Below are 24,350 nucleotides of genomic sequence, written 5' to 3' on the forward strand. Positions count from 1 at the left end.
AGGAGCCCCGTCGCCGAAGTCGGCGCGGGGCTCCTTGGGTACTGCTGTCAATCAGACAGGAGTGACATTCTCCGCCTGCGGACCCTTCGGGCCCTGCGTGACGTCGAAGTTCACCTGCTGGTTCTCCTCGAGGGACCGGAAGCCGGTCGCATTGATCGCGGAGTAGTGGACGAAGACGTCGGGGCCGCCGCCTTCCTGGGCGATGAATCCAAAGCCCTTTTCGGCGTTGAACCACTTCACGGTTCCGGTAGCCATAAGCCCTCCTTGGGCCCAAAGGGTTGCCCTGCTCCAGAACCAGCAAGTGTGAAGACTGGAATTCTGCACAACTGCTTATGTCTGAGAACGACGAGAGCCCGCGGTCACATGCTCCGCAGGCTCTGTACTGCAAGGGAAACCAAACTGCAACTTGCTGGTGAGCCTAGCACGCAGGGCCCCGAGCGCAACAGAGGCCAAGATCACTTCACCCGAATGTTTGAACACCTGGGCCGTTCGGCTGACGCCGGGGGTCGGCGGCGGGCGGTTACCGGGGGAGGGCTAGCCTCGCGATGTGGACAATTCTCGCACCCGGCCGCGCGTCGGCCACATCCAGTTCCTGAACTGCCTGCCTCTGTACTGGGGGCTCGCGAGAACAGGCACGCTCCTCGACTTCGAGCTGACGAAGGACACCCCGGAGAAGCTCAGCGAGCAGCTGGTGCAGGGCGATCTCGACATCGGTCCCGTCACCCTGGTCGAATTCCTCAAGAACGCCGACGATCTGGTCGCCTTCCCCGACATCGCCGTCGGCTGCGACGGCCCGGTGATGTCGTGCGTGATCGTCTCGCAGGTTCCGCTGGACCGGCTGGACGGTGCCCGGGTCGCCCTCGGGTCGACCTCGCGCACCTCCGTCCGCCTCGCCCAGCTGCTGCTGGCCGAGCGGTTCGGCGTCCAGCCCGACTACTACACCTGCCCGCCGGACCTGAGCCTGATGATGCAGGAGGCCGACGCGGCCGTCCTCATCGGTGACGCGGCCCTGCGCGCGAACATGATCGACGGCCCGCGCTACGGCCTCGAAGTGCACGACCTGGGCGCGCTGTGGAAGGAGTGGACGGGACTGCCGTTCGTCTTCGCGGTCTGGGCGGCGCGGCGCGACTACGCCGAGCGCGAGCCGGTCATCACCCGCAAGGTGCACGAGGCCTTCCTCGCCTCCCGCAACCTCTCCCTGGAGGAGGTCGGCAAGGTCGCCGAGCAGGCGGCCCGCTGGGAGGCCTTCGACGAGGAGACCCTCGCCAAGTACTTCACCACGCTCGACTTCCGCCTCGGCGCCCCGCAGCTGGACGCGGTCGCCGAGTTCGCCCGCCGGGTCGGCCCCAGCACCGGCTTCCCGGCGGACGTGAAGGTGGACCTGCTCCAGCCCTGACGCGTACGGAACGCGCACGGGGTTCCGGGAGGGCTGCCCACTACCCTGCACACAGGTACCGGCAGGTACTGGCCGGCGTACGGGGGAGAGGTGGACGCCATGCAGCCGCTCGAAGTCGACGAACCCACCGCCGTGGGGCCCTACCGGCTGCTCGGCCGGCTGGGCTCCGGCGGCATGGGCCGGGTCTACCTGGGCCGCAGCGCCGGCGGCCGCACGGTCGCCGTGAAGATCGTGCATCCGCACTTCGCGCTGGACGAGGAGTTCCGGGCCCGGTTCCGGCGCGAGGTGGAGGCGGCGCGCCGGGTGGGCGCCGCCTGGACCGCGCCCGTACTGGACGCGGACCCCGAGGCGCGCGTGCCGTGGGTCGCCACGGCGTACGCGGCCGGTCCGTCCCTGACGGCGGCCGTGGCGGCGCACGGCCCGCTGCCGGCCCACGCGGTACGGGCGCTCGGCGCCGGTCTGGGCGAGGCGCTGGCGGCGGTGCACGAGCTGGGCCTCGTCCACCGGGACGTGAAGCCGTCCAACGTACTGCTGACCCTCGACGGCCCCCTGCTGATCGACTTCGGGATCGCGCGGGCCACTGGGGGCACCTCCCGGACGGAGTCTGGGGGAGGGACCGCCTCCCTGACCTCGACGGGCGTCTCGATCGGTTCGCCCGGCTACATGTCGCCCGAGCAGATCCTCGGCAAGGGCGTCACGGGCGCGGCGGACGTGTTCTCGCTGGGCGCCGTCCTCGCCTTCGCGGCGATGGGCGCGCCGCCCTTCCCGGGGGACTCGTCGGCCGCGCTCCTCTACAAGGTCGTCCACGAGGAGCCGCAGCTCGACGCCCTGGACGGGGAGGCGAACGGCGGGACAGGGATACGGGAGCTGGTGGCGGCGTGCCTGGCCAAGGACCCGGCCGCCCGCCCGGCCCCCGGTGACCTGGCCCGGCGCCTCGCTCCCGAGGGCGCGGCCCGGCTCGTGTCCGGCGGCTGGCTGCCGGGGGCGCTGGTGGAGCAGGTCAGCCGGAGCGCCGTGCGACTGCTGAACCTGGAGGCGGCGCAGCGGTCACCCGAGCGGGCGGCGGGACCGGCACCGGCCTCGGGCCCCGGACCGGCCTCGGAGTGGGCGGCGGGACCGGTCTCGGGCCCGCTGGGGTTCAGCCGCCCGTCGGTCACGACGGGTGCGGAGGGAGCGGAGGGAGCGGCGGGAGCGGCGGGACCGGCGGAGTCCACCACCGGTGCCTTCGGGCCACCGCCGGTGATGCCCCCGCCGGGCGCGCCCGTCCCCGGGCCGAGGGACGGCGACCCCGCGCCGGGCGGACTCGCCCTCTCCGTCGCGGCGACCTCCACACGAGGCGTCTTGGGACGCGGCCGCCGGTTCAGCTGCACCGTGGCGCTCGCGGTGGCGGGAGCGCTGGCGGCGGTGACGGTCGGATCGGTCCTCGTCCTGGACCTGCTGCCGGGCCAGGGCGGGAAGGACACCCCGGGAACGGGTGACAGCGCCACCCACGCGCCGTCCTCCCCCCGCGCCGTCCCCCAGAGCTACGTCGGCACCTGGGAGGGCCAGGCCATCGCGGTCGACGGCAACCTGCCGCTCGGCACCTTCCGCCTGACCGTCCGCGACGCCGAGGTGGGCGAGGAGCTGGGCACCCTGCGTCACACCGACATCCTGGGCGGCGTCTGCGACGACGTACTGACCCTGAAGAAGGTGACGGAGAAGGAGGTCGTCACGAGTGCCGTGGGCGCCGAGGGCAACCGCGGGGTCTGTGTCCAGACCCTCCACGCCGTCCGCCTCACCCCGGTCGGCGACGACCTCCAGTACCAGTCCGACAGCAAGGGCTCGGGGCGGCCGAAGGCGCGGCTGTCGAAGGTCGAGTAGGCGACGGCACCCACCCACCGGGGCGCGCCTCCGGCAGTTCGGGGAACGGTCGTGGTGACCGTTCCCCGAACGGATCCGCCGAGTGCTTTCAAACCACCCGGATCAGCACGTACGGCCGGTGTACCAAGCGCCGTCGACACCGGAGGCGGGACCGATCCAGGTCACGCCCGGTCCCACACAACGCTCGCTGTTCGGGCCCCAGTCGTCGATCTCGATGACGATGCGTGAGCCGTCCGAGGTGCAGTGGTTGTAATAGGCGTCGGAGTGGGTCTCGTAGAAGCCGCAGGGGTTCGCGGCGGCCGGGCCGGCGCTCATGGTGACCGCGCCGGCGGAAGCGAGAAGGAGAGCGACGGAACCAAGGGCACCGGTCGCGATGCGACGAAGACGCAAGGGGAGCTCCAGACAGGAGGAGAGGGACGGGAGTCCGGACCGGCGACCCTGTGCCGGCCGATCCGGTGTCGACGCCCGAGAGTGGCAGCTCGGAGCGGCCGTTCCGGTCCTCGGTGGCAGCGTTCACCCGGCGAATCGATTCGCTGCTGCGCCGAGCGGCTGGTCTTCGCCGGTTCCTCGTACGCCGGGCCGAAAGCGGGTGTGCCGGCCCTGCCGGCCGGGTGCGATGCCCTCGCGGAGCAGCCGTGGCGGATGCCCGTCTGGTGTCCGCACCAGCCCTTTGGATAGCGTTGGTTCGCTCCAGTGGTCCCTCACCCAGTCCCTCACCGCAAGGGGAGTCCGGCGTGAACTGCTCCGCCCGGCCGGCGCGGCCCGCCGCCGCGTACCGAGGCGCTGCTCGACGAGCCGCCGCCGACCTGGCGCGTCAGCGTCCGGGCAGCGGGCTGAGCCGGGCGGCCGGATGAACCTCGATCTCCTCGCCGTCGTCATCGTCGTCGCCGCCCTCTGGGGCGCGGTGACCGGAACGCTGCTGCCCCGCGCCGCCTACCGCTTCTCCGTCCCGTCGGGCCAGGCGTGGCGGGACCGGTGCCCCGGTGGCGCGCATCCCGTCCGGGGCTGGCTCGGGCGGGCGCGGTGCGGGCGGTGCCCGGCCGGCGAGGCGTCGTACGGCTCCGGTCCCGCCGCCCTCGCCGTCGTCACCGCCCTCGTCTGCGCCGCCCTCGCCGCCGCCACCGGGACCCGGCCCGAGGTGGCCGTCTGGCTGCTGCTCGCGCCGGCCGGCGTGCTGCTGGCCGTCGTCGACCTGCGGGTACGGCGCCTGCCCGACCTCCTCACGCTGCCGCTCGCCGGTGCCGCACTCGTCCTGCTCGGGCTCACCGCGCTCGTGCCCGAGCACGCCGGGGAGTGGACCACCGCCCTGCTGGGCGCCCTCGCCCTCGGCGCCGGCTACCTCGTGCTGTTCCTCATCAACCCGGCCGGCATGGGCTTCGGCGACGTCAAGCTCGCGCTGGGCGCCGGTGCGGTGCTCGGCTGGTACGGCTGGGCGACGGTGATGCTGGGTACCTTCGCCGGGTTCCTGCTCGGCGCGCTCTACGGCGGTGCCCTCGTCGTCGCCCGGCGGGCGGGGCGCAGGACGGCCATCCCGTTCGGGCCGTTCCTGATCGCGGGCGCCTTCCTCGGTCTCCTCGCGGGGGCCTACGCGGCCTGAGGACGCCTGCGGATCACCGGCCGGAAGGGCTGGCGTACGCTGGTCCGGTCCGTCCACAACCCTTACGAACTCTGCGAAAGGGACGCCGGTGACCGAGAAGGCCGACCTTCAGCCCATCCTCGACCGCGCCGCCGCCGGTGGGCGGATCACCCCCCAAGAGGCGCTCGACCTCTACCGCGACGCCCCGCTGCACGCGCTGGGCGCCGCCGCCGACGCCGTACGCAGGCGCAGGTACGCCGGTACCGAGCACATCGCCACGTACATCATCGAGCGCAACATCAACTACACGAACGTGTGCGTCACGGCGTGCAAGTTCTGCGCCTTCTACGCCGCGCCCAAGGACACCAGGAAGGGCTGGTCCCGTGACCTCGACGACATCCTGCGCCGCTGCGCGGAGACCGTCGAGCTGGGCGGCACGCAGATCATGTTCCAGGGCGGCCACCACCCGGACTACGGCGTCGAGTACTACGAGAAGCACTTCGCCGCCATCAAGAAGGAGTTCCCCCAGCTCGTCATCCACAGCCTGGGGGCGAGCGAAATCGAGCACATGGCGCGGATCTCGAAGGTGTCGGTCGAGGAGGCCATCACCCGGATCCACCAGGCCGGGCTCGACTCCTTCGCCGGCGCCGGCGCGGAACTCCTCCCCGAGCGTCCGCGCAAGGCCATCGCGCCGCTGAAGGAGTCCGGCGAGCGCTGGCTGGAGATCATGGAGATCGCGCACCGGCTGGGTGTCGAGTCGACCTCCACCATGCTCATGGGCACCGGCGAGACCAACGCCGAGCGCATCGAGCACCTGCGCATGATCCGGGACGTGCAGGACCGCACCGGCGGCTTCCGCGCCTTCATCCCCTACACCTACCAGCCCGAGAACAACCACCTGAAGGGCCGTACGCAGGCCACGCTCTTCGAGTACCTGCGGATGATCGCCATCGCCCGGCTGTTCATGGACAACGTCGCCCACATCCAGGGCTCCTGGCTGACGACGGGCAAGGAGGTCGGCCAGCTCTCCCTGCACTACGGCGCCGACGACCTCGGCTCGATCATGCTGGAGGAGAACGTGGTGTCGTCGGCCGGTGCCAAGCACCGGTCCAACCGGCTGGAGATCATCGACCTGATCCGCAGGGCGGGCCGCGTACCGGCGCAGCGCGCCACGACGTACGAGCACCTCGTCGTGCACGACGACCCGGCGAACGACCCCGTCGACGAGCGCGTCGTGTCCCACATCTCGTCCACGGCCATCGAGGGCGGCACGGCCCACCCCGAGCTGAAACTGCTGGCTCCCAACTGACCGGCCCATGCTGACGATCCACCGGCCCCTGGCTGACGACTCCCGGTGCGTCGCCGTCGAGGGCGCCCGCGTCGCGGGCCTGGGCCCGTACGCCGAACTGCGCGCCGCCCACGGAGACCACGCCCGCGTCCGAGAGTGGGCGGGCGGGACTCTCGCCGCCGGACGGCACGAGCCCGACGCCGTCCGGTGGCTGGAAACCCTGTACTGGCCCGACCCGCGCGAGGCCGACGAGCTGGGCACCGAACCCCTGCCCGTGAGCCCTGCCGGGATGCCGGACGCCCGGTGGGGCGCCAGCGCCCGGCGCGGCCTTCAGCGGATGCTGGCCCGGGGCGTCACGGCGGTCGCCGGCCCCTTCACCCGGCCCCCGGTGCTGACCGCCGTGCGGCGGTCCGGCGTCCTGGTCGACACCGCCGCCCCGGCCCTTTCCCCGGGTGCCCGCGCGGACTTCGCCGTCCTGGCCGCCGACGGGAGCTGTCTGGCGACGGTGGTGGGCGGGCGACTGGTGCACCGCCGGGCATAAATACGACTTCCACGGTTGGCGGTACGGGGCAAACGCGGTGCGCTTACTCTCGGCTACGGAGAGAGAGGCGCCCTTCCATGGCTCACATCAGGCAACTCGACCCCAGCGCGTCGCCGTTGGACTACTACGGCGCCGAGCTGCGCCGCCAGCGGGAGGCGGCCGGCCTCCGCCTGGCCGACCTGGGGCGCATCGTCTTCTGCACCGGCTCCCTGGTCGGTCAGATCGAGACGACGCTCAAGGTCCCGACCCGCGACTTCTCGGCCCGCGTGGACGCCGCGCTGAACACGGACGGAGTGTTCTCGCGGCTGGTCGGCCTGGTCCTGCGCAGCCAGTTGCCGTCCTGGTTCCAGCCGTATGCGGAGATGGAGGCGAAGGCGAGTTACATCTTCGCATTCGAAGCGCAGGTGGTGTACGGGCTGCTGCAGACGCCCGAGTACGCGCGCGCGGTGCTGGCGGTGCGGGAGGACAAGGACCTCGACGGTCTGATCGCGGCCCGGCTGGAGCGCCAGCGCATCCTGGACAAGGAGAATCCGCCCCTGATGTGGGTGGTGCTGTCGGAGGCGGCACTCCGTCAGCAGGTCGGTGGCCGCGACGTCATGCGCGGGCAACTGGCTCATCTGCTGGAGCTGCGGGACCGCGAGTGGCTGCGCGTGCAGATCCTGCCGTTCGAAGCCGGTGCCCACGCGGGGCTGCCGGGCTCATACACGATGCTGCGCTTCGACGGTGACCCGGACATCGTCTACACCGAGGACTTCGTCCAGGGCCACATGACGGCCAATCCTCAAGCAGTCAAGGAGGGTTCACTCCGTTACGATCTCATGCAGGCGGCCGCTCTCTCCGTGGAGGAGTCGGCCGAGCTGATCGCCAGAGTGATGGAGGAGCGTTATGGGCACCAGGCCGACCCCGGCGGACTCGCTTTGGCGTAAGTCGTCGTACAGCAGTGACACCGGCGGGAACTGCGTCGAGTACGCCGACCTCACGGCCCACGTGGCGATGCGCGACAGCAAGAACCCCACCGGCGGCCACTTCTCCGTCGCGCCGGAGGCATTCGCATGGTTCGTCGGTGCGGCGGCGAGGGGCGAGCTGTAGGTCCCGCCCGAGCGGCTGCAACAATGGGCCCGTGACCCGCGCTTCCCTGAACAAGCAGCCGCACGAAGTCGCCTCGATGTTCGACCACGTCGCGGAACGGTACGACCTGACGAACGCCGTGCTGTCGCTCGGCCAGGACCGGGCATGGCGCAAGGAGGTCGCCAGAGCCGTCGACGCCCGCCCCGCGCAGAAGATCCTGGACCTCGCGGCCGGTACCGCGACGTCCTCCCTGCCCTTCGCCCGCACCGGCGCTTACGTCGTCCCCTGCGACTTCTCCCTCGGCATGCTCCAGGTCGGCAAGCAGCGGCACCCGTGGCTGCCGTTCACGGCGGGCGACGGTATGCGGCTGCCGTTCCAGGACGACGTCTTCGACGCGGTCACCATCTCCTTCGGGCTGCGCAACGTGCAGGACACGGACGCGGCGCTGCGCGAGATGTACCGGGTGACGCGGCCCGGCGGGCGGGTCGTCATCTGCGAGTTCTCGCACCCGACCTGGACGCCCTTCCGGACCGTCTACACCGAGTACCTGATGCGCGCCCTGCCGCCGGTGGCCCGCGCCGTGTCGTCCAACCCGGACGCGTACGTCTACCTCGCCGAGTCCATCCGCGCCTGGCCCGACCAGCCGGCGCTCGCGGAACGGCTGGGCAAGGCCGGCTGGTCCAGGGTGGCGTACCGGAACCTGACGGGTGGCGTGGTGGCGCTGCACCGGGGGTTCAAGGAGAGCTGAGGGGGTTCGAGGCGGGCGAAGAGGACCTCCGGGGCGGGCCGAAACGGGCCGCACGGGATTCGAGGAGCCTCAAGGCGAGCCGAGGATCGCGCAGTAGGGCGGCCCCGCCTCGCTCGGCTCGTCCGGCCCGCCCGGCTTGTCCGACGGTCCGCCCGGCTCGGCCAGCTCCCGCCGCGCGGCCCGCCCCGGGGCGGGCCCGGCCCCCGCGGCTCGCGGACGCCCCCGTCGACCTCGCCCTCCCCGAAGTCGAACCACACGTACACCGTCGACTCCGGCGGCACCTGCGTGCCGGGCCGCGGATACTGGCGTACGACGTGGTCGACGACGGCGAGGTACGGGTCCGGCCGGTCCGTCGCGTGCGGGGTCGGTCCCCGCGCCCGGGCCGCCTCCCGCGCGTCCACGGCCATCAGGCCGACCAGGCGCGGTACACGCACGTCCGATCTCTCGGGTACCCGGCGCACGGACGTCACCCCCCAGCGGGTACCCGGCAGAGTGGCTCCGCCGCGCACCGGCCGGAAGCGCCAAGTGGCTCACCGTGACAGTCGGTCACACTCCGTCATGCGCCGTGTCGCAGCGGGAGCCGGTAGCAGTGCCCCTGCTGCTGGGAGGCGGGGGTGGTGAAGACCTCGGCGAGCGTCATGCCCAGCCGCTCCGTGACCGCGATGGACCGTGCGTTGCGGGCGTTGACCATCGCGACCACCTCCGCCACACCCGCCGCCCGCACCCGCTCCAGCGTCTGCCGGGCCGCCGCCGTGACGTAGCCCCTGCCCCAGTACGCCCGCCCGAGGCGCCAGCCGATCTCGATGTCGCCCTTGGGACCCCAGTCCTGCGGCCACGGCTGGGCGCCGGTGAAGCCGATGACCCGGTCGTCCTCGTCCACCATGGTCCACAGGCAGAAGCCGTGCTCGGCGTCGTGCCGGCGCTGGCGGGCGGTGAGTTCCTCGTAGACGGACAGCTCCGCGGACCTCCCGCCGTGGAACTCCATGACGTCCGGGTCGTCGAAGATCCGGTGCCAGGCGACGGCGTCCTCGTCGGTGGGGACGCGCAACCGTACAGCGGGGGTGGCTCGGTTCACGGGGCAGCCCTTCAGCCGGGTGATCGGTAACGCTGAATAGACTGCCCATGTCCAGTGCCCGTCGGCACGCATATTTCCGAACTCTGGGGAGATCCCGCCGTGACCGAGCCCCTCTCCGACAACACCGCCGATGTGATCGTCGTGGGCGCGGGGCCAGCCGGCTCCACGACCGCGTACCACCTGGCCAAGGCCGGACTCGACGTCCTCCTGCTGGAGAAGACCGCGTTCCCGCGGGAGAAGGTCTGTGGCGACGGGCTCACCCCGCGCGCCACCAAGCAGCTCGTGGCGATGGGCATCGACATCTCCGAGGAGGCCGGCTGGCTGCGCAACAAGGGCCTGCGCATCATCGGCGGCGGCTCCCGCCTCCAGCTGGACTGGCCGGAACTGGCCTCCTTCCCGGACTACGGACTCGTCCGCAAGCGCGACGACTTCGACGAGCAGCTCGCCCGGCAGGCCCAGAAGGCCGGCGCGCGCCTGTACGAGCGGTGCAACGTCGGCGCCCCCGTCCTCGACGACCGCACCGGCCGCATCATCGGCGTGCACGCCAAGCTGGGGGAGGAGAAGCGGGAGGTCACCTTCCACGCCCCGCTGGTCGTGGCCGCCGACGGCAACTCCACGCGCCTGTCCCTGGCGATGGGCCTGCACCGCCGCGAGGACCGCCCGATGGGCGTCGCGGTCCGTACGTACTTCACCTCACCCCGCCACGACGACGACTACCTGGAGTCCTGGCTGGAGCTGTGGGACCGCCGTGGTGCCCAGGACCGCCTCCTGCCGGGCTACGGCTGGATCTTCGGCATGGGCGACGGCACCTCGAACGTCGGTCTCGGCGTGCTCAACACCTCGGACTCCTTCAAGGAGCTGGACTGGCGCGAGGTCCTGAAGGCCTGGTGTGCGTCCATGCCGGAGGACTGGGGCTACACCCCCGACAACATGACCGGCCCGATCCGCGGCGCCGCCCTGCCCATGGCCTTCAACCGCCAGCCCCACTACACCAAGGGCCTGCTGCTCGTCGGCGACGCCGGCGGACTGGTGAACCCCTTCAACGGCGAGGGCATCGCCTACGCCATGGAGTCCGGCCAGATCGCCGCCGACGTCATCGTCCAGGCGCACGCGCGGGCCACGCCGGCCCAGCGTGAGATCGCCCTCCAGCGCTACCCGCGCGTCCTGAAGGACACCTACGGCGGCTACTACTCGCTGGGCCGCGCCTTCGTGAAGCTCATCGGCAACCCGAAGGTCATGCAGATCGCGACCCAGCGCGGCCTCACCCATCCCATCCTGATGAAGTTCACCCTCAAGATGCTGGCCAACCTGACGGACCCGACGGGAGGCGACGCGATGGACCGCATCATCAACGGACTGAGCAAGGTCGCGCCGAAGGCCTGACGGGCCTGACGGGCCGGGCGGGCCGGGCGGGTCTGACGGGCCGGGCGGGTCTGACGGGTCCGGCGGGTCTGACAGACCTGGCGGCTCCGGTCAGCCCCGGGGCCCGGTGGGGCCGCCGGACTGCCCGGCGAGGGCCAGGGCGTTGGCGGCCCGGCGCGCGAGGACCTCGTCGCGCCGGGCCGCCGACTGCCGCAGCGCAGCCCTCCGTTCCCGGGCGGAGAGCCGGTCCAGGTAGACGTGGCCGTTCACGTGGTCGGTCTCGTGGGCGAGACATCGGGCGAAGTAGCCGGTGCCCTCGACGAGAAGCGGCTCGCCGTCCCTGTCGAGGCCCCGCACGACGGCCCGGTCGGGCCGGGGTACGGCCACGACGGCGCCGGGCACGGACAGACAGCCCTCGCCCTCGTCGAGCAGCCGCCTGGCGGACGGTTCGAGGGCCTCCGGTACCGGATTGACGACGTGCCCGACATGTCGGACACCCTCGTCGTGCAGGCAGTCGAGGACGAACAGGCGCAGCCTCACGCCCACCTGATGAGCCGCCAGCCCGGCCCCCTCGGCCACGTACATCGTGCGGAACATGTCGTCGATGAGCGCGGCGAGGTCGGGCCCGAACTCGGTGACGTCCCGGCACGGCTTGTGCAGCACCTCTTCGCCGGCCTCGGTGACCCGCCGTACCGACCCGCGCCGGGCCTCGGGCGCGAACGGGGGGTAGGAGGCGGCGGCGGGCCGCCCCTGTACGAAGACACTCGGCATGACGTTCTCTCCTTCGGCTCGTGGACGGGCCGGTGGGGAACCGGCCCGCGCCGAGCATGCCAGGAGAGGCCGAAGGGCCGCTGCCCCTGAGTGGCTGCGGCCCTTCGTGTGGATATGTCCGCGCGGTGCGGGTGTGTGCGTGCGTGCGTGACTACAGCACGCGCACCGCGCCGCTCGGCGGGTCGTAGTCCAGCGACGCCTTGACGACGCCGGTGGAGGAGTTCTGCGCGCCGACGAACATGCCGTCGCCGACGTACACACCCACGTGGTACGCGCTGCCCGCGCCGCCCCAGTACAGGATGTCGCCCGGCTGGAGGTTGCCCAGCCCCACCTGGGTGCCGGCGGTGGACTGGGCCTGGGAGACACGCGGCAGGTCGACGCCGACCGACTTGAAGGCGGCCTGCACCAGGCCGGAGCAGTCCCAGGAGTTGGGGCCGGTGCCGCCGGAGACGTAGGCGTCGCCGACCTGGGACTGCACGAAGGAGACGACCGCGGCGGCCGAACCGGTGGCCGCGGACGAGCTGCTGCCGACGCTGCTGCCCGAGTTGTCGGAGCCGCCGGAGGACCCGTTGTCCACCGAGGCGCTCAGGGTGGCGCGCTCGGCGTCGCGGGAGGCGCGCTCGGCGGCCGCCTTGCGCTCGGCCTCCTCGGCCTTCTTCTTCTTCTTCTCTGCCTCGGCCTTCTTCTTGGCCTCGGCGAGGTCCGTCTTGGCCTGCTTGGCGGCCTGCGCGGTGGCCGCGTCACGCTCGGCCCGCAGCTCGTAGCTCGCGGCCGCCTGCTGCGTGACGTCCGCGGACTGGGCGACCTGAGCGGCCAGGTCGGCCGTCAGTGTGGGCAGTTCAAGGGTCTGCGTCACCGGTTCGGCCGCGTGGGCCGCACCCGACGCCCCGGCCACTGCCAGGGTGCTGAGGACGCCACCGGCAACTCCGGCCCGCATCGCGATGGTCGACGCGCTGCGGCGGGGCTTCCGGTGGCTGCGTATGTGAGCGGTGTGGGACATAGGGACAACCGGTATCAGGAGCTCCTCCATACCTTCAAGAAACGTGTGCTCCGCCACAGTTGTTCAATCGAGCCCCGAATCCCGGGCGTGTCGTCTCTTATTGACGCCCTAACGGACATTGTGGGCGGCCCGTGACCAGGCCGTGATCACGGACTTTGATCGTTACGCCCGAATTGCCCTGCGCTTACCACTTGTTGGGACAGTTGGCCAAGCCCGGTTCTCGGACACCTCTCATGAATGTGGCGCAGGTCACGGAACGCTTGCCCCGTCGGCCGCGTCCGTGACGCGCGACCGGGTCCCGCGGCGCTCGTGAACGCGTGCACGTGTCCACATCGCTCCCGACCCTCCCTCCGAGGTGTGAACGCGTCCTCTATCAAGCCGACGGGTCCAGCACCAATTTGCATGCAAGAGAAGCATCTTGATATTGAGACGCCCGCTGCCCCCACCCTCTGGCCAGCGGTGACGAGCGAAAATGTCACCTCTGGTGATCACCTGAACGCTTCCTGTGTGAAGATCACCGCTCATCCGACTTCATGATCGTTCGTCAGGTGGTGGAGATCACAAAGCTTGTGCAATACCCCGTGTCGCAGATCACAGAGTGGCGGGCATAGGATGCGAGGCAGTTGGGCTTGTGACCTGCTTCACATGTTCGCGATCTTCGCCGGGACGAGCGGGGCTCGTGGGGCTGTTGGGGCGGCTGTGAGTCTGCTGCAAACGCCAGCAGTCAGTGCCGACTGAGAGGAGCGAGGAGCGGTGAACGCGTATGCGCCCATCCTCGTACTGGGAGCCCTCGGGGCAGGCTTTGCGATCTTCTCCGTGGTCATGGCCACGCTGATCGGTCCGAAGCGGTACAACCGGGCGAAGCTCGAGGCCTACGAGTGCGGCATCGAGCCGACCCCCACGCCGGCCGGCGGCGGGCGCTTCCCCATCAAGTACTACCTGACGGCGATGCTCTTCATCATCTTCGATATCGAGATCGTCTTCCTCTACCCCTGGGCCGTCACCTTCGACGCCCTGGGGATTTTCGGGCTCGTGGAGATGCTGCTCTTCGTGCTCACCGTCTTCGTCGCGTACGCGTACGTATGGCGGCGCGGCGGCCTGGAATGGGACTGAGGGGCCTTTGACATGGGACTCGAAGAAAAACTGCCGAGCGGCTTCCTGCTGACCACCGTCGAGCAGGCCGCGGGCTGGGTGCGCAAGTCGTCCGTCTTCCCCGCCACGTTCGGCCTCGCCTGCTGTGCCATCGAGATGATGACCACCGGCGCCGGCCGCTACGACCTGGCGCGCTTCGGCATGGAGGTCTTCCGGGGCTCGCCGAGGCAGGCGGACCTGATGATCGTCGCGGGCCGGGTCAGCCAGAAGATGGCGCCCGTGCTGCGGCAGGTCTACGACCAGATGCCGAACCCGAAGTGGGTGATCTCCATGGGGGTCTGCGCCTCCTCGGGCGGCATGTTCAACAACTACGCGATCGTCCAGGGCGTCGACCACATCGTGCCGGTCGACATCTATCTCCCCGGCTGCCCGCCGCGGCCCGAGATGCTGATGGACGCCATCCTCAAGCTCCACCAGAAGATCCAGGGCTCCAAGCTCGGGGTGAACGCGGAGGAAGCGGCCCGCGAGGCGGAGGAAGCGGCGCTCAAGGCCCTGCCCACCATCGAGATGAAGGGGCTGCTGCGGTGAGTGACGCGAACGGCACGGCAGGTGACGCGGACGGGGTGAACCCGGAGAAGGACCTCTCCGCGGAGAACCTCCCCGGCCAACGCGGCCAGGGCGGCGAGGAGATCCGCGTCCAGCGCGGCATGTTCGGCGCCAACAACGGCGGCGACACCTCCGGCTACGGCGGCCTGGTCCGCTCCGTGCGCCTGCCCGGGCCGGCGAGCAGGCCCTACGGCGGATGGTTCGACGAGGTCGCCGACGAGTTCGAGGGCGCGCTGGAGGAACAGGGCCTCCTGCCCGAGAACGCCATCGAGAAGACGGTCGTCGACCGCGACGAGCTGACCTTCCACATCGAGCGCGAGCACCTGGTGCGCGTCGCCCGCACCATGCGCGACGACCCGGCCCTGCGCTTCGAGCTCTGCACCGGCGTCAGCGGCGTCCACTACCCGCACGACAAGGGCCGCGAGCTGCACGCCGTCTACCACCTGCGCTCGATCACCCACAACCGGCTGATCCGCCTCGAAGTCAGCGCGCCCGACGACGACGCGCACATCCCGTCGCTGGTCTCCGTCTACCCGACGAACGACTGGCACGAGCGCGAGACGTACGACTTCTTCGGCATCGTCTTCGACGGTCACCCGGCCCTGACGCGGATCATGATGCCGGACGACTGGCAGGGCCACCCGCAGCGCAAGGACTACGCCCTCGGCGGCATCCCCGTCGAGTACAAGGGTGCCCAGATCCCGGCTCCGGACCAGCGGAGGTCGTACTCGTGAGCAGCACACAGTCAACGTCCGCGGCTTCGGCGCGCGAGACCACCGAGGGGACCGTCTACACGGTCACCGGCGGCGACTGGGACGAGGTCGTCCAGTCCGCCGCCCGCACCGACGACGAGCGCATCGTCGTCAACATGGGCCCGCAGCACCCCTCCACCCACGGCGTGCTCCGTCTCATCCTGGAGATCGACGGCGAGACGGTCACCGAGGCCCGCTGCGGCATCGGCTACCTGCACACCGGCATCGAGAAGAACCTCGAGTACCGGACCTGGACGCAGGGCACCACGTTCGTGACGCGCATGGACTACCTGACGTCGTTCTTCAACGAGACGGCGTACTGCCTGGGCGTCGAGAGGCTCCTCGGTGTCGAGGACGAGATCCCCGACCGGGCCACGGTCGTCCGAGTCCTCCTGATGGAGCTGAACCGGCTCTCGTCCCACCTGGTGTGCGTCGCCACCGGCGGCATGGAGCTCGGCGCCACCACGGTCATGATCTACGGCTTCCGCGATCGTGAACTGATTCTCGACATCTACGAACTCATCACCGGCCTGCGGATGAACCACGCGTACATCCGCCCGGGCGGACTCGCCCAGGACCTGCCGCCCGGCGCGGTGGACCAGATCCGCGAGCTCATCAAGAAGCTGAGGAAGAACCTCCCGGAGTACGACAAGCTCTTCACCGGGAACCCCATCTTCAAGGCCCGTATGCAGGACGTCGGCCATCTCGACCTGGCCGGCTGCATGGCCCTCGGCGCCACCGGCCCGATCCTCAGGTCCACCGGCCTGCCCCACGACCTGCGCAAGAGCCAGCCGTACTGCGGCTACGAGACGTACGACTTCGACGTCCCGACCGCCGACACCTGCGACTCCTACGGCCGCTTCCTGATCCGGCTGGAGGAGATGCGCCAGTCGCTCCGGATCGTCGAGCAGTGCCTGGACCGGCTCCAGCCCGGCCCGGTCATGGTCGCCGACAAGAAGATCGCCTGGCCCGCCCAGCTCGCCCTGGGCCCGGACGGACTGGGCAACTCCCTCGACCACATCAAGAAGATCATGGGCACCTCCATGGAGGCCCTGATCCACCACTTCAAGCTGGTCACCGAGGGCTTCCGGGTACCACCGGGCCAGACCTACACGGCGGTCGAGTCACCCAAGGGCGAACTCGGCGTGCACGTCGTCTCCGACGGCGGCACCCGCCCCTTCCGGGTCCACTTCCGCGACCCGTCCTTCACCAACCTTCAGGCCATGGCGGCGATGTGCGAGGGCGGCCAGGTCGCCGACGTCATCGTCGCGGTGGCGTCCATCGACCCCGTGATGGGAGGCGTCGACCGGTGACCACCTCTTCTTCGGAGCGGGGCGTCAGCCTGGGCATGCCGGAACTGCCCGCGCCCGCCTACCCGGACGACGTCCGGGCCCGGCTGGAGACCGACGCGCGCGAGGTCATCGCCCGCTACCCGGACTCCCGGTCCGCCCTCCTGCCCCTGCTGCACCTGGTGCAGTCCGAGGAGGGGCACGTCACGCGCACCGGGATGCGGTTCTGCGCGGACATGCTGGGCCTGACCACGGCCGAGGTCACCGCGGTCGCCACCTTCTACACCATGTACCGGCGCAGGCCGAGCGGCGACTACCAGGTCGGCGTCTGCACCAACACACTGTGCGCGGTCATGGGCGGCGACGCGATCTTCGAGTCCCTCCAGGAGCACCTGGGCGTCGGCAACGGCGAGACCACCGAGGACGGCAAGGTCACCCTGGAGCACATCGAGTGCAACGCGGCCTGCGACTTCGCGCCGGTCGTGATGGTCAACTGGGAGTTCTTCGACAACCAGACCCCGGCGAGCGTCAAACACCTCGTCGACGACCTGCGCGCGGGACGGCCGGTGACGCCCACGCGCGGGGCGCCGATCTGCACCTTCAAGGAGACCGCCCGGATCCTGGCGGGCTTCCCCGACGAGCGGGACGGCGCCGTCGCGGCCGGCGGCAGCGCGGGTCACGCCTCCCTGGCCGGGCTGAAGCTGGCCAAGGGCGAGGTACCCGCCGCGCGCGTGGTGCACCCGCGGGACGGCGGACCGCACGACGCGCCGCAGGACCGGGCCGTGCACGACCCGTCCCCGACGGAACACCTCAGCTCGCACGACGCGCCGCAGGACACAGCGGCCTCCGACCCCGCCAACCCGGCAGGGCCCACCGCCGAGGAGGGGGAGTGATGACCGTGGCAGCCGAGATCAAGGGCACCAGCCCGGAGAAGCTGCTCGCACCCGTGCTGTCGGCCTTCTGGGACGAGGACGAGTCCTGGACTCTGGACGTCTACCGGAGGCACGAGGGGTACGAGGGGCTCCGCAAGGCGCTGGCGATGTCGCCGGACGACCTGATCGCGTACGTCAAGGACTCCGGTCTGCGCGGCCGCGGCGGCGCCGGGTTCCCGACGGGGATGAAGTGGCAGTTCATTCCCCAGGGGGACGGCAAGCCTCACTATCTTGTTGTCAACGCCGACGAGTCGGAGCCGGGGACCTGCAAGGACATCCCGCTCCTCTTCGCGAACCCGCACAGCCTCATCGAGGGCATCGTCATCGCGTGCTACGCCATCAGGTCCTCGCATGCCTTCATCTACCTGCGTGGTGAAGTCGTACCGGTGCTGCGGCGGTTGCACGAGGCCGTGCGCGAGGCCTGTGCGGCCGGCTTCCTCGGCGAGAACATCCTGGGCAGCGGACTCGACCTCACACTCACCGTGCACGCGGGCGCGGGCGCGTACATCTGCGGTGAGGAGACCGCACTGCTCGACTCGCTCGAAGGCCGCCGGGGTCAACCGCGGCTCCGTCCCCCCTTCCCCGCCGTCGCGGGCCTCTACGCGTGCCCGACTGTGGTGAACAACGTCGAGTCGATCGCATCGGTTCCCGCGATCCTGAACAAGGGCAAGGACTGGTTCAGGTCGATGGGCAGCGAGAAGTCCCCGGGCTTCACGCTCTACTCGCTCAGCGGCCACGTCGCGGGCCCCGGCCAGTACGAGGCCCCGCTCGGCATCACGCTGCGCCAGCTCCTCGACATGAGCGGCGGCATGCGCCCCGGTCACCGGCTGAAGTTCTGGACACCGGGCGGCTCCTCGACGCCGATGTTCACCGAGGAACACCTCGACGTCCCCCTCGACTACGAAGGGGTGGGCGCCGCCGGTTCCATGCTCGGCACGAAGGCGCTCCAGTGCTTCGACGAGACGACCTGCGTCGTACGCGCCGTCACGCGCTGGACCGAGTTCTACGCGCACGAGTCCTGCGGCAAGTGCACACCGTGCCGCGAGGGCACGTACTGGCTCGTCCAGTTGCTGCGCGACATCGAGGCCGGCAAGGGCCGGATGTCCGACCTCGACAAGCTCAACGACATCGCCGACAACATCAACGGCAAGTCCTTCTGTGCCCTCGGCGACGGTGCCGCCTCGCCGATCTTCTCCTCGCTCAAGTACTTCCGCGAGGAGTACGAGCAGCACATCACGGGCCGCGGCTGCCCCTTCGACCCGGCCAAGTCGACGGCCTGGGCCGACCGCACGGAGGTGAAGGCATGACCGTGACCACCAATGCCCCTTCGGGAGGGGGAGAGGCGGCGGTCCCGCCGGAGGACCTCGTATCGCTGACGATCGACGGCGCCGAGATCAGCGTGCCCAAGGGCACCCTGGTCATCCGGGCCGCCGAGCAGCTCGGCATCGAGATCCCCCGGTTCTGCGACCACCCCCTCCTCGACCCGGCCGGCGCCTGCCGCCAGTGCATCGTCGAGGTCGAGGGCCAGCGCAAGCCCATGGCGTCCTGCACCATCACCTGCACCGACGGCATGGTGGTGAAGACCCACCTCACCTCGCCCGTCGCGGAGAAGGCCCAGCACGGTGTGATGGAGCTGCTCCTCATCAACCACCCGCTGGACTGCCCGGTCTGCGACAAGGGCGGCGAGTGCCCGCTGCAGAACCAGGCCATGTCGCACGGCCAGGCCGACTCCCGCTTCGAGGGAAAGAAGCGGACCTACGAGAAGCCCGTGCCGATCTCCACGCAGGTGCTGCTCGACCGCGAGCGGTGCGTGCTGTGCGCCCGCTGCACCCGGTTCTCCAACCAGGTCGCGGGCGACCCGATGATCGAGCTGATCGAGCGGGGCGCGCTCCAGCAGGTCGGCACCGGCGAGGGCGACCCCTTCGAGTCGTACTTCTCCGGCAACACCATCCAGATCTGCCCGGTCGGCGCGCTCACCTCGGCGGCGTACCGGTTCCGCTCCCGCCCCTTCGACCTGATCTCCTCGCCGTCCGTCTGCGAGCACTGCGCCGGCGGCTGCGCGACCCGCACCGACCACCGGCGCGGCAAGGTCATGCGGCGCCTGGCGGCCAACGATCCGCAGGTCAACGAGGAGTGGATCTGCGACAAGGGCCGCTTCGGTTTCCGGTACGCGCAGCAGCGGGACCGGCTGACGACGCCCCTGGTGCGCAACGCCGAGGGCGACCTGGAGCCGGCCTCCTGGCCGGAGGCACTCCAGATCGCCGCGCAGGGACTGCTCGCCTCGCGGGGCCGCACCGGTGTCCTGACCGGCGGGCGGCTCACCGTCGAGGACGCCTACGCGTACAGCAAGTTCGCGCGCGTGGCGCTCGACACCAACGACATCGACTTCCGCGCGCGCGTGCACAGCGTCGAGGAGGCCGACTTCCTGGCCTCCCGGGTCGCCGGACGCGGCCACGACCTCGGGGGCGCCTCCCGCACCGAGTCCGGGGAAGCCACGGGAGTCACGTACACCGCGCTGGAGAAGGCGCCCGCCGTCCTGCTGGTCGGGTTCGAGGCCGAGGAGGAGGCGCCCGGCGTCTTCCTGCGGCTGCGCAAGGCCTGGCGCAAGCACGGACAGAAGGTCTTCTCGCTGGCCACGCACGCCACACGGGGCCTGGAGAAGGCCGGCGGCACCCTGCTGCCCGCAGCTCCGGGCACCGAGACCGAGTGGCTGGACGCCCTCGCGAGCGGTGTCGGCCTGGAGACCGGTGGCGCCCGGGCCGCGGAGGCACTGCGCGCCGAGGGAGCCGTGATCGTCGTCGGCGAGCGGCTGGCGGCCGTGGCCGGCGGCCTCACCTCCGCCGTACGGACCGCTGCCGCGACCGGCGCCCGGCTGGTGTGGATCCCGCGCCGGGCCGGGGAGCGCGGCGCGATCGAGGCGGGCGCGCTGCCGTCGCTGCTGCCGGGCGGACGCCCGGCGACCGACCCGCGCGCGCGGGAGGAGGTCGCCGCCGTCTGGGGCCTGGCCGACCTGCCGCACCGCTACGGCCGCGACACCGGCGAGATCGTCGAGGCCGCGGCCCGCGGAGAGCTCCAGGCACTGCTGGTGGCGGGCGTCGAGGTCGCCGACCTGCCCGACCCGGCACGCGCGCGTGCGGCACTCGCCGAGGCCGGCTTCGTGGTGTCGCTGGAGCTGCGGCCCAGCGAGGTCAGCGGACTCGCCGACGTCGTGCTGCCCGTCGCCGCGGTCGCCGAGAAGGCGGGAACCTTCCTGAACTGGGAGGGCCGGGTGCGGTCCTTCGAGGCCGCGCTCAAGCCGGACCAGATGACCCGCCGCCTCGCGCCCGCCGACGCCCGTGTGCTCCAGATGCTGGCCGACGCCATGGACGTACATCTCGGCCTGCCGGATCTGCGCACCACGCGCGCGGAGATCGACCGGCTCGGCACCTGGGACGGGCCGCGGGCCGGCGAACCGCTGGGGACCGCGAGCGCCCTGCCGAGGCCGGCCGCCCAAGAGGCCGTACTGGCCGGGCACCGGCTGCTGCTCGACCAGGGCCTGCTCCAGCAGGGCGACGAGGCACTCGCCGGCACCCGGCACGCCGCACGCGCGCGCGTGTCGGCCGCCACGGCCGCCGAGGCGGGCGTCAAGGACGGGGACCTCCTGGCCGTCACCGGCCCCGCCGGAACCGTCGAACTCCCGCTGGAGATCACCGACATGCCCGACCGGGTGGTCTGGCTCCCGCTGAACTCCGCCGGCACCGGCGTCGCCTCCGACGCCGGGGTGCTGCCCGGAACCCTCGTCCGCATCGGTCCGGCGACGCTCGCGGGCGTGGCCCCCAAGGAGGTGGAGGCATGAGCCCGTACCTCGCCGCTGAAGACCTCTCGATGTTCGGCACCGACCCCTGGTGGCTGGTCGTCGTCAAGGCGGTGTTCTGCTTCGCCTTCCTGATGGTGACCGTGCTCTTCGCCATCGTGTGGGAGCGCAAGGTCGTCGCCTGGATGCAGCTGCGCGTCGGCCCGAACCGGCACGGCCCCTGGGGCCTGCTCCAGTCGCTCGCCGACGGCATCAAGCTGATGCTCAAGGAAGACCTCGTCGTCAAGCGCGCCGACAGAGTGGTGTACGTCCTCGCGCCGATCGTCGCGGCCGTCCCGGCCTTCATGGCGATCGCGGTGATCCCCTTCGGGCCGGCCGGCAACGAGATCTCGATCTTCGGGCACCGCACCACGATGCAGCTCACCGACCTGCCGATCGCGCTGCTGTACATCCTCGCGGTCGCCTCGATCGGCATCTACGGCATGGTGCTCGCGGGCTGGAGCTCAGGCTCCACGTACCCGCTGCTCGGCGGACTGCGGTCCTGCGCGCAGATGATCTCCTACGAGATCGCGATGGGCGCCGCGTTCGCCTCGATCTTCCTCTACTCGGGGTCGATGTCGACCTCGGAGATCGTCGCCCAGCAGAACGACCGCTGGTACATCGTGCTGCTGCCGGTCTCCTTCATCATCTACATCGTCACGATGGTCGGCGAGACCAACCGTGCCCCCTTCGACATGCCCGAGTCCGAGGGCGACCTGGTGGGCGGCTTCAACACCGAGTACTCGTCGATCAAGTTCGCGATGTTCATGCTCGCCGAGTACGTGAACATGGTGACCGTCTCGGCCGTCGCCACCACGCTGTTCCTCGGCGGCTGGCGGGCCCCCTGGCCCATCAGCACCTTCTGGGAGGGCGCCAACCACGGCTGGTGGCCGCTGCTCTGGTTCGTGGTCAAGGTCCAGTTGCTGCTGTTCTTCTTCATCTGGCTGCGCGGCACCCTTCCCCGGGTCCGCTACGACCAGCTGATGAAGCTCGGCTGGAAGGTCCTCATCCCGGTCTCCCTGGTCTGGCTGATGATGGTCGCGACCGTGCGGGCCCTCAGGAACGAGGGCTACGACTTCACCGACATCGCCCTCTACATCGCCGGCGGCGTCCTGGCCCTGCTGGTGCTGTCCTTCGTCGTGGACATGTACCGCGAGAAGGGCAAGCAGGCCGAACCGCCCGCCGAGGAACCGGCCGCCTTCGACCCGATGGCCGGCGGGTTCCCCGTACCGCCGATGCCCGGACAGGAGTTGCCGCCGGTGCCCAGGCGCCGTCCGCGCCGGGAGCGGGAGCTCATTGTCAGTGGTGGACCCGATACTCGGAGTGACGAACCTCTGGGCGGATCTACGGATGGAAAGGAGGCGTCCGATGGCTGAGGAACCCAAGGAGACCGACCCCGGTTTCATGAACCCCGTGGCCGGCTTCGGCGTGACCTTCAAGGCCATGTTCAAGAAGCGGCTGACCGAGCAGTATCCGGAGCAGCAGAAGACCACCGCACCGCGCTTCCACGGACGGCACCAGCTCAACCGCCATCCGGACGGCCTGGAGAAGTGCGTCGGCTGCGAGCTCTGTGCCTGGGCGTGCCCGGCCGACGCCATCTACGTGGAGGGCGCGGAGAACACCGACGAGGAGCGCTACTCGCCGGGCGAGCGGTACGGCCGCGTCTACCAGATCAACTACGCCCGCTGCATCCTGTGCGGCCTGTGCATCGAGGCGTGTCCCACGCGCGCGCTGACGATGACCAACGAGTTCGAGCTGGCCGACTCCAGCCGCGCCAACCTCATCTTCACCAAGGAGCAGCTGCTCGCCGGCCTGGAGGAGGGCATGGTCGACTCGCCCCACTCCATCTATCCCGGGACGGACGAGCAGGACTACTACCGGGGCCTGGTCACCGAGGCCGCGCCCGGCACGGTCCAGCAGGTGGCCCACTCCGAGGGCGAGGTCGTCCAGGAGGGCGACTCGACGTTCGGCGGGACCGAACCGGCGTCCGAGGAGGTGATCCGCCGATGACCGGGCAGCTCGCCGCCGCAGCGACTCTCTCCGCAGGCACCTCCACCGGAGAGGCCGTCCAGTTCTGGATCCTCGGCACGGTCGCGGTGATCGGCGCCCTGTGCACCGTCTTCATGCGCAGGGCCGTGCACAGCGCGCTCTGCCTCGCCGGAACCATGATCATCCTGGCGGTGTTCTACCTCGCCAACGGCGCGTACTTCCTCGGCGTGGTGCAGATCATCGTCTACACCGGCGCGATCATGATGCTGTTCCTGTTCGTGGTGATGCTCGTCGGTGTCACCGCGGCGGACTCCCTGAAGGAGACCATCAAGGGCCAGCGCTGGCTGGCCCTGCTGTCCGGGCTCGGCTTCGGCATCCTGCTGGTCGCCGGCATCGGCAACGCCTCCGTCACGGAGTTCACCGGCCTGGCCCAGGCGAACGCGAACGGCAACGTGGAGGGCCTCGCCTCCCTCATCTTCACCAAGTACGTCTTCGCCTTCGAGATCACCGGCGCCCTGCTCATCACGGCCGCCGTCGGCGCCATGGTGCTCACCCACCGCGAGCGCACCGAACGGGCGGCGACCCAGCGCGAGCTGGCCGAGCGGCGCGTCCGCGAGGGCAAGCACCTGCCGCCGCTGCCCGCCCCCGGCGTGTACGCCCGGCACAACGCGGTCGACATCGCGGGCCTGCTGCCCGACGGCACCCCGTCCGAGCTCACCGTCAGCCGGACGCTGCGCGAGCGGGGCCAGATCCGTGACGTCTCGATGGAGGCGCTGGGCGATCTGAAGGCGCTGGAGCAGCGGGCCGAGGAGCGTCTGGAGCGCAAGGCGGTCGATCCGGCCGATTCCGAGCGGTCCGAGGAGGCGTCGAAGTGAACCCCGTCAACTACCTCTACCTCGCGGCCCTGTTGTTCACGATCGGCGCCACCGGTGTGCTGATCAGGCGTAACGCGATCGTGGTCTTCATGTGCGTCGAGCTCATGCTCAACGCCTGCAACCTCGCGTTCGTCGCCTTCTCCCGGATGCACGGCAACCTGGACGGCCAGATCATCGCCTTCTTCACGATGGTCGTCGCCGCCGCGGAGGTCGTGGTCGGGCTCGCGATCATCGTGTCCCTGTTCCGTTCCCGCCACTCGGCCTCGGTCGACGACGCCAGCCTGATGAAGCTGTGAGG

General features: G+C 70.7%; 25 protein-coding genes and 1 pseudogene. 20 read left to right on the top strand and 6 right to left on the bottom strand.

Features of this window, described 5'->3' with window-relative positions; translation table 11 throughout:
* Positions 1-51: 51 nt before the first annotated feature.
* Positions 52-255 (bottom strand): cold-shock protein, encoded by a 204-nt coding sequence (locus ACH4NX_RS13990; RefSeq protein ID WP_030813734.1) that lies wholly within the window; start codon positions 253-255, stop codon positions 52-54.
* Between the two features lie 292 nt (positions 256-547).
* On the opposite strand from ACH4NX_RS13990, the gene ACH4NX_RS13995 reads away from it, so the two are divergent.
* Positions 548-1,396 (top strand): menaquinone biosynthesis protein, encoded by an 849-nt coding sequence (locus ACH4NX_RS13995; RefSeq protein ID WP_351389835.1) that lies wholly within the window; start codon positions 548-550, stop codon positions 1,394-1,396.
* Between the two features lie 99 nt (positions 1,397-1,495).
* On the top strand, positions 1,496-3,256 hold the full coding sequence (locus ACH4NX_RS14000) for a serine/threonine-protein kinase (RefSeq protein ID WP_398129639.1): 1,761 nt from the start codon (positions 1,496-1,498) through the stop codon (positions 3,254-3,256).
* Positions 3,257-3,358: 102 nt separating this feature from the next.
* Here the strand turns inward: ACH4NX_RS14000 and ACH4NX_RS14005 are convergent, their stop codons facing one another.
* Positions 3,359-3,646 carry a DUF6355 family natural product biosynthesis protein gene (locus ACH4NX_RS14005; RefSeq protein WP_351389831.1) on the bottom strand — a complete coding sequence of 96 codons (288 nt, stop codon included), beginning with the start codon at positions 3,644-3,646 and terminating at the stop codon, positions 3,359-3,361.
* Positions 3,647-4,106: 460 nt separating this feature from the next.
* Between ACH4NX_RS14005 and ACH4NX_RS14010 the strand changes: the two genes are divergently transcribed.
* The 6 genes from ACH4NX_RS14010 (at position 4,107) to ACH4NX_RS14035 (ending at position 8,477) form a co-directional block, all read left to right on the top strand.
* Entirely contained in the window at positions 4,107-4,853 is a 747-nt protein-coding gene (locus ACH4NX_RS14010) for a prepilin peptidase (RefSeq protein ID WP_398129638.1), read from the top strand.
* A gap of 88 nt (positions 4,854-4,941) precedes the next feature.
* Positions 4,942-6,141 (top strand): cyclic dehypoxanthinyl futalosine synthase, encoded by a 1,200-nt coding sequence (gene mqnC / locus ACH4NX_RS14015; RefSeq protein ID WP_351389826.1) that lies wholly within the window; start codon positions 4,942-4,944, stop codon positions 6,139-6,141.
* 7 nt (positions 6,142-6,148) lie between these two features.
* Positions 6,149-6,661 carry an imidazolonepropionase-like domain-containing protein gene (locus ACH4NX_RS14020; protein WP_398129637.1) on the top strand — a complete coding sequence of 171 codons (513 nt, stop codon included), beginning with the start codon at positions 6,149-6,151 and terminating at the stop codon, positions 6,659-6,661.
* A gap of 77 nt (positions 6,662-6,738) precedes the next feature.
* Positions 6,739-7,587 (top strand): helix-turn-helix domain-containing protein, encoded by an 849-nt coding sequence (locus ACH4NX_RS14025; RefSeq protein WP_398129636.1) that lies wholly within the window; start codon positions 6,739-6,741, stop codon positions 7,585-7,587.
* Positions 7,547-7,750 carry a DUF397 domain-containing protein gene (locus ACH4NX_RS14030; RefSeq protein ID WP_398129635.1) on the top strand — a complete coding sequence of 68 codons (204 nt, stop codon included), beginning with the start codon at positions 7,547-7,549 and terminating at the stop codon, positions 7,748-7,750. Before ACH4NX_RS14025 ends, ACH4NX_RS14030 begins: the two co-directional genes overlap by 41 nt.
* 31 nt (positions 7,751-7,781) lie before the next feature.
* Positions 7,782-8,477 carry a demethylmenaquinone methyltransferase gene (locus ACH4NX_RS14035; protein ID WP_351389820.1) on the top strand — a complete coding sequence of 232 codons (696 nt, stop codon included), beginning with the start codon at positions 7,782-7,784 and terminating at the stop codon, positions 8,475-8,477.
* A gap of 69 nt (positions 8,478-8,546) precedes the next feature.
* Here ACH4NX_RS14035 and ACH4NX_RS14040 read toward each other — a convergent pair.
* Together ACH4NX_RS14040 and ACH4NX_RS14045 are read right to left on the bottom strand one after the other, a co-directional pair.
* Positions 8,547-8,938: pseudogene (locus ACH4NX_RS14040) on the bottom strand (PASTA domain-containing protein).
* Between the two features lie 95 nt (positions 8,939-9,033).
* The gene (locus ACH4NX_RS14045) at positions 9,034-9,552 is read right to left on the bottom strand and encodes a GNAT family N-acetyltransferase (RefSeq protein WP_351389818.1); all 519 of its coding nucleotides are present in this window, start codon (positions 9,550-9,552) and stop codon (positions 9,034-9,036) included.
* Between the two features lie 99 nt (positions 9,553-9,651).
* Here ACH4NX_RS14045 and ACH4NX_RS14050 point away from each other — a divergent pair, with 99 nt between their 5' ends.
* The gene (locus tag ACH4NX_RS14050) at positions 9,652-10,935 is read left to right on the top strand and encodes a geranylgeranyl reductase family protein (RefSeq protein WP_398129634.1); all 1,284 of its coding nucleotides are present in this window, start codon (positions 9,652-9,654) and stop codon (positions 10,933-10,935) included.
* A gap of 90 nt (positions 10,936-11,025) precedes the next feature.
* Here ACH4NX_RS14050 and def read toward each other — a convergent pair whose 3' ends face one another.
* Both def and ACH4NX_RS14060 read right to left on the bottom strand, forming a co-directional pair.
* The gene (gene def, locus ACH4NX_RS14055; protein WP_398153359.1) at positions 11,026-11,685 is read right to left on the bottom strand and encodes a peptide deformylase; all 660 of its coding nucleotides are present in this window, start codon (positions 11,683-11,685) and stop codon (positions 11,026-11,028) included.
* Between the two features lie 151 nt (positions 11,686-11,836).
* Complete coding sequence (locus ACH4NX_RS14060; RefSeq protein WP_398127033.1) at positions 11,837-12,685, bottom strand: C40 family peptidase; 849 nt, start codon at positions 12,683-12,685, stop codon at positions 11,837-11,839.
* Positions 12,686-13,438: 753 nt separating this feature from the next.
* On the opposite strand from ACH4NX_RS14060, the gene ACH4NX_RS14065 reads away from it, so the two are divergent.
* From ACH4NX_RS14065 to nuoK, 11 genes are read left to right on the top strand one after another with little or no spacing between them, the layout of a single operon-like run.
* On the top strand, positions 13,439-13,798 hold the full coding sequence (locus ACH4NX_RS14065; RefSeq protein WP_003974383.1) for an NADH-quinone oxidoreductase subunit A: 360 nt from the start codon (positions 13,439-13,441) through the stop codon (positions 13,796-13,798).
* Between the two features lie 12 nt (positions 13,799-13,810).
* The gene (locus ACH4NX_RS14070) at positions 13,811-14,365 is read left to right on the top strand and encodes an NADH-quinone oxidoreductase subunit B family protein (RefSeq protein ID WP_005313804.1); all 555 of its coding nucleotides are present in this window, start codon (positions 13,811-13,813) and stop codon (positions 14,363-14,365) included.
* The gene (locus ACH4NX_RS14075; RefSeq protein WP_351389805.1) at positions 14,362-15,117 is read left to right on the top strand and encodes an NADH-quinone oxidoreductase subunit C; all 756 of its coding nucleotides are present in this window, start codon (positions 14,362-14,364) and stop codon (positions 15,115-15,117) included. Before ACH4NX_RS14070 ends, ACH4NX_RS14075 begins: the two co-directional genes overlap by 4 nt.
* Positions 15,114-16,448 carry an NADH-quinone oxidoreductase subunit D gene (locus ACH4NX_RS14080; RefSeq protein WP_398127034.1) on the top strand — a complete coding sequence of 445 codons (1,335 nt, stop codon included), beginning with the start codon at positions 15,114-15,116 and terminating at the stop codon, positions 16,446-16,448. Before ACH4NX_RS14075 ends, ACH4NX_RS14080 begins: the two co-directional genes overlap by 4 nt.
* Positions 16,445-17,317, top strand: a complete 873-nt coding sequence (nuoE, locus tag ACH4NX_RS14085) for an NADH-quinone oxidoreductase subunit NuoE (RefSeq protein ID WP_351389799.1) — start codon at positions 16,445-16,447, stop codon at positions 17,315-17,317. The genes ACH4NX_RS14080 and nuoE overlap by 4 nt, the downstream gene beginning before the upstream one ends.
* A complete protein-coding gene (gene nuoF, locus ACH4NX_RS14090) occupies positions 17,314-18,663 on the top strand; it encodes an NADH-quinone oxidoreductase subunit NuoF (RefSeq protein WP_351389797.1) in 1,350 nt (449 codons plus the stop codon). The genes nuoE and nuoF overlap by 4 nt, the downstream gene beginning before the upstream one ends.
* Positions 18,660-21,191 carry an NADH-quinone oxidoreductase subunit G gene (locus tag ACH4NX_RS14095; RefSeq protein WP_398127035.1) on the top strand — a complete coding sequence of 844 codons (2,532 nt, stop codon included), beginning with the start codon at positions 18,660-18,662 and terminating at the stop codon, positions 21,189-21,191. Before nuoF ends, ACH4NX_RS14095 begins: the two co-directional genes overlap by 4 nt.
* Entirely contained in the window at positions 21,188-22,564 is a 1,377-nt protein-coding gene (nuoH, locus tag ACH4NX_RS14100) for an NADH-quinone oxidoreductase subunit NuoH (protein WP_351389791.1), read from the top strand. The genes ACH4NX_RS14095 and nuoH overlap by 4 nt, the downstream gene beginning before the upstream one ends.
* The gene (gene nuoI / locus ACH4NX_RS14105) at positions 22,557-23,198 is read left to right on the top strand and encodes an NADH-quinone oxidoreductase subunit NuoI (RefSeq protein WP_351389789.1); all 642 of its coding nucleotides are present in this window, start codon (positions 22,557-22,559) and stop codon (positions 23,196-23,198) included. Before nuoH ends, nuoI begins: the two co-directional genes overlap by 8 nt.
* Complete coding sequence (locus ACH4NX_RS14110) at positions 23,195-24,052, top strand: NADH-quinone oxidoreductase subunit J (protein WP_351389786.1); 858 nt, start codon at positions 23,195-23,197, stop codon at positions 24,050-24,052. The genes nuoI and ACH4NX_RS14110 overlap by 4 nt, the downstream gene beginning before the upstream one ends.
* On the top strand, positions 24,049-24,348 hold the full coding sequence (gene nuoK, locus ACH4NX_RS14115) for an NADH-quinone oxidoreductase subunit NuoK (RefSeq protein WP_004927567.1): 300 nt from the start codon (positions 24,049-24,051) through the stop codon (positions 24,346-24,348). The genes ACH4NX_RS14110 and nuoK overlap by 4 nt, the downstream gene beginning before the upstream one ends.
* Positions 24,349-24,350: the final 2 nt, after the last annotated feature.

The organism is Streptomyces sp. NPDC017225 (assembly GCF_044331465.1).
Lineage (GTDB): Bacteria > Actinomycetota > Actinomycetes > Streptomycetales > Streptomycetaceae > Streptomyces.

What these genes read in the sequence shown, in the direction of transcription:
- ACH4NX_RS13990 (WP_030813734.1), bottom strand. Translation starts at nt 255, where the DNA reads ATGGCTACCGGAACCGTGAAGTGGTTCAACGCCGAAAAGGGCTTTGGA.
- ACH4NX_RS14000 (WP_398129639.1), top strand. Translation starts at nt 1,496, where the DNA reads ATGCAGCCGCTCGAAGTCGACGAACCCACCGCCGTGGGGCCCTACCGG.
- ACH4NX_RS14010 (WP_398129638.1), top strand. Translation starts at nt 4,107, where the DNA reads ATGAACCTCGATCTCCTCGCCGTCGTCATCGTCGTCGCCGCCCTCTGG.
- ACH4NX_RS14020 (WP_398129637.1), top strand. Translation starts at nt 6,149, where the DNA reads ATGCTGACGATCCACCGGCCCCTGGCTGACGACTCCCGGTGCGTCGCC.
- ACH4NX_RS14025 (WP_398129636.1), top strand. Translation starts at nt 6,739, where the DNA reads ATGGCTCACATCAGGCAACTCGACCCCAGCGCGTCGCCGTTGGACTAC.
- ACH4NX_RS14030 (WP_398129635.1), top strand. Translation starts at nt 7,547, where the DNA reads ATGGGCACCAGGCCGACCCCGGCGGACTCGCTTTGGCGTAAGTCGTCG.
- def (WP_398153359.1), bottom strand. Translation starts at nt 11,685, where the DNA reads ATGCCGAGTGTCTTCGTACAGGGGCGGCCCGCCGCCGCCTCCTACCCC.
- ACH4NX_RS14060 (WP_398127033.1), bottom strand. Translation starts at nt 12,685, where the DNA reads ATGTCCCACACCGCTCACATACGCAGCCACCGGAAGCCCCGCCGCAGC.
- ACH4NX_RS14070 (WP_005313804.1), top strand. Translation starts at nt 13,811, where the DNA reads ATGGGACTCGAAGAAAAACTGCCGAGCGGCTTCCTGCTGACCACCGTC.
- ACH4NX_RS14095 (WP_398127035.1), top strand. Translation starts at nt 18,660, where the DNA reads ATGACCGTGACCACCAATGCCCCTTCGGGAGGGGGAGAGGCGGCGGTC.
- nuoH (WP_351389791.1), top strand. Translation starts at nt 21,188, where the DNA reads ATGAGCCCGTACCTCGCCGCTGAAGACCTCTCGATGTTCGGCACCGAC.
- nuoI (WP_351389789.1), top strand. Translation starts at nt 22,557, where the DNA reads ATGGCTGAGGAACCCAAGGAGACCGACCCCGGTTTCATGAACCCCGTG.
- ACH4NX_RS14110 (WP_351389786.1), top strand. Translation starts at nt 23,195, where the DNA reads ATGACCGGGCAGCTCGCCGCCGCAGCGACTCTCTCCGCAGGCACCTCC.